General features: G+C 69.9%; 4 protein-coding genes. 1 reads left to right on the top strand and 3 read right to left on the bottom strand.

Annotated features, from left to right (window positions below):
* Window positions 1–21 precede the first annotated feature (21 nt).
* Window positions 22–939, top strand: coding sequence for a hypothetical protein (locus ABDW21_RS00230; RefSeq protein ID WP_343599298.1), 918 nt, complete (start codon window positions 22–24; stop codon window positions 937–939).
* Between the two features lie 54 nt (window positions 940–993).
* On the opposite strand, the gene trmD is transcribed toward ABDW21_RS00230, so the two are convergent.
* The 3 genes from trmD to ABDW21_RS00215 are packed head-to-tail and all read right to left on the bottom strand — an operon-like array spanning window position 994 to window position 2,461.
* A complete protein-coding gene (gene trmD, locus ABDW21_RS00225) occupies window positions 994–1,671 on the bottom strand; it encodes a tRNA (guanosine(37)-N1)-methyltransferase TrmD (protein WP_343599300.1) in 678 nt (225 codons plus the stop codon).
* The gene (gene rimM, locus ABDW21_RS00220; protein WP_343599302.1) at window positions 1,668–2,204 is read right to left on the bottom strand and encodes a ribosome maturation factor RimM; all 537 of its coding nucleotides are present in this window, start codon (window positions 2,202–2,204) and stop codon (window positions 1,668–1,670) included. Before rimM ends, trmD begins: the two co-directional genes overlap by 4 nt.
* 14 nt (window positions 2,205–2,218) lie before the next feature.
* The gene (locus ABDW21_RS00215) at window positions 2,219–2,461 is read right to left on the bottom strand and encodes an RNA-binding protein (RefSeq protein WP_343599303.1); all 243 of its coding nucleotides are present in this window, start codon (window positions 2,459–2,461) and stop codon (window positions 2,219–2,221) included.
* Between the last annotated feature and the right edge of the window lie 46 nt (window positions 2,462–2,507).

Below are 2,507 nucleotides of genomic sequence, written 5' to 3'. Positions count from 1 at the left end.
TCGATGCACCCGAGGAGGCGTATGCGCACGCGGCCCGTCCGCTGGGTTGTCGCGGCGACCGCAGTTGTGGCGCTGCTCACCGGCTACGAATCGAAGGTGCCCGGCGCGCCCACCGGCAGGTCCCCGCAGCCCCGGCCCGACGTCGTCGCACCGAGCGGGCAGGAAACCGATCCGCCGGACGCTCCGCTGGCGGAGCCCGCGGTCGCGTGGGATGGGCTGTCCACGCGGATCCGGGCGGCCACCAACGAGGCCGCCGCCGACGGAGCCGTCATTTCCGTCGCGGTGCTCGACCGCGCCACCGGCCAGGTTGCGTCCAACGGCCGCGACCGTCTGGTCGGCATCGCGTCGGTGGCCAAGCTGTTCATCGCCGACGATCTGCTGCTGCGGCAGGCGCAGGGCAAAGTCGACCTGTCACCGCAGGACCGGCAGGCCCTCGACGTGATGCTCAGCGCCTCCGACGACGGCGCCGCGGAGCGGTTCTGGAACCAGCGCGGCGCGCAGGCCGTCATCGCCGAGGTCGCCCGCCGATACGGGCTGACGTCCACCACGCCCCCCCACGACGGGCGGTGGTGGAACACGATGAGCTCGGCGACCGATCTGCTCCGCTACTACGACATGCTGCTCAGCGGATCCGGCGGACTGCCGCCCGAGCAGGCCGACGTCATCGTCGGCGACCTCGCCCGGTCGACCCCGACCGGCGCGGACGGCTACCCGCAACGCTTCGGCATCCCCGACGGGCTGCCATCCGAACCGGTCGCCGTCAAGCAAGGCTGGATGTGCTGCATCGGCCAGGACTGGATGCATCTGTCGACCGGCGTGATCGGCGCTGATCGCCGCTATGTGATGGTGATCGAGTCGCTGCAGCCCTCCGACGACGCGACGGCGCGCGCGACCATCACCCGTGCCGTCAGGACGATCTTCCCGACCGGAGAGCTCTGAGCGTCGACGGTTTCCGTCGTCGTCCGTCGTAGCGGTGTCCAGCGCGCAAGGTTGCTAGTCCAGCAGGTCGGGCCGGCGTTCACGGGTGCGTCGCAGCGCGGCCGAGCGCTGCCACGCGGCGATGCGCGCGTGGTCACCGGACAGCAGGACCTCGGGCACGTCCAGTCCGCGCCAGGTCGGCGGACGGGTATAGCAGGGTCCTTCCAGCAGGCCCCGGGAGTGCGAATCGTCCTGATGTGACAGCGGATTGCCGATGACGCCGGTCACCAGGCGCAGGACGGCCTCGATCATCACCACCGCCGCCGACTCTCCGCCCGGCAACACGTAGTCGCCGATGGAGACCTCCTCGACTCGCATCCGCCGGGCGGCGTCGTCGATTACCCGCTGGTCGATGCCTTCGTAGCGACCGCAGGCGAACACCAGATGCTGCTCGCTTCTCCACCGCTGCGCGACCTGTTGCGTGAACAGCGCGCCCGCCGGGGTGGGCACAACTAGAAGTGTTGTCTCGGAACAGATTTCGTCCAGGGCTTCGCCCCAGACGGGCGCTCTCATCACCATCCCCGGACCACCGCCGTACGGGGTGTCGTCCACCGAGCGGTGCACGTCGTGAGTCCAGTGCCGCAGGTCGTGCACGCCGAGTTCCACCAGACCCGACTCGATCGCCTTGCCCGGCAACGATTGCCGCAGCGGCTCCAGGTAGGCCGGGAAGATCGTCACAACGTCGATTCTCATGGCGATCCGCGCTCGGTCCCGAGTTCCAGCAGGCCGTCGGGCGGATCGATCTCGACGGTCCGCGCGTCCAACGACACCGAGGTGACGATCGCCGCGACGAACGGCACCAGCAGCTCGCCCCCGTCGTGGCGGGTGACCGCCAACAGTTCGCCGGCGCCGGTGTGCAGCACCTCGGCGACGCTGCCGATGTCGCGGCCGGCGATCGTGCGCACCCGAAGACCCTCCAGCTGGTGGTCGTAGTAGGTGTCCGGCTCGTCGATCGGTGGAAGGTCCGCGGCGTCGACGACGAACAGGCTGCCCCGCAGCGCGTCGGCCGCATCGCGGTCGGCCACCCCGGCCAACCGCACCAGCAGCCGCCCACTGTGATCGCGGGCCGCGTCGACGACAAAGCTGCGGTCGATCGCGCCTGCTTTCCGGGCGCGCACGACGGCACCCGGGGCGAATCGGGTCTCGGGATCGTCGGTTCGCACCTCGACGACGAGCTCGCCGGTCACGCCGTGGGCTTTGACCACGCGCCCGACCATCAGGTCCACGGAACCGGGCTCCGTTACCGGTCGGTGTCCACCACATCGACGCGGATGCCGCGGCCGCCGATGCTGGCGACCAGCGTACGCAGTGCGGTCGCGGTACGTCCGCCGCGGCCGATCACCTTGCCGAGGTCGTCGGGATGGACGTGCACCTCGACGGTTCTGCCGCGCCGGCTGGTGACCATGTCGACCCGGACATCGTCGGGGTTGTCGACGATCCCGCGAACCAGATGCTCGACGGCGTCCACCACGTCGCTACTCATCGCTTACTCACTTCGGGGCTTACTCACTTCGGGGCTTACTCACTTC

Source organism: Mycobacterium sp. (assembly GCF_039583805.1).
In the GTDB taxonomy this organism is placed as follows: Bacteria; Actinomycetota; Actinomycetes; order Mycobacteriales; family Mycobacteriaceae; genus Mycobacterium.
Note: the sequence above shows the minus strand (reverse complement) of the source record. Positions and strands in the feature narration are given on the sequence as shown.

Bases quoted from the DNA above. Each gene is read 5' to 3' on its own strand.
- ABDW21_RS00230 (WP_343599298.1), top strand. From the start codon at position 22: ATGCGCACGCGGCCCGTCCGCTGGGTTGTCGCGGCGACCGCAGTTGTG.
- trmD (WP_343599300.1), bottom strand. From the start codon at position 1,671: ATGAGAATCGACGTTGTGACGATCTTCCCGGCCTACCTGGAGCCGCTG.
- ABDW21_RS00215 (WP_343599303.1), bottom strand. From the start codon at position 2,461: ATGAGTAGCGACGTGGTGGACGCCGTCGAGCATCTGGTTCGCGGGATC.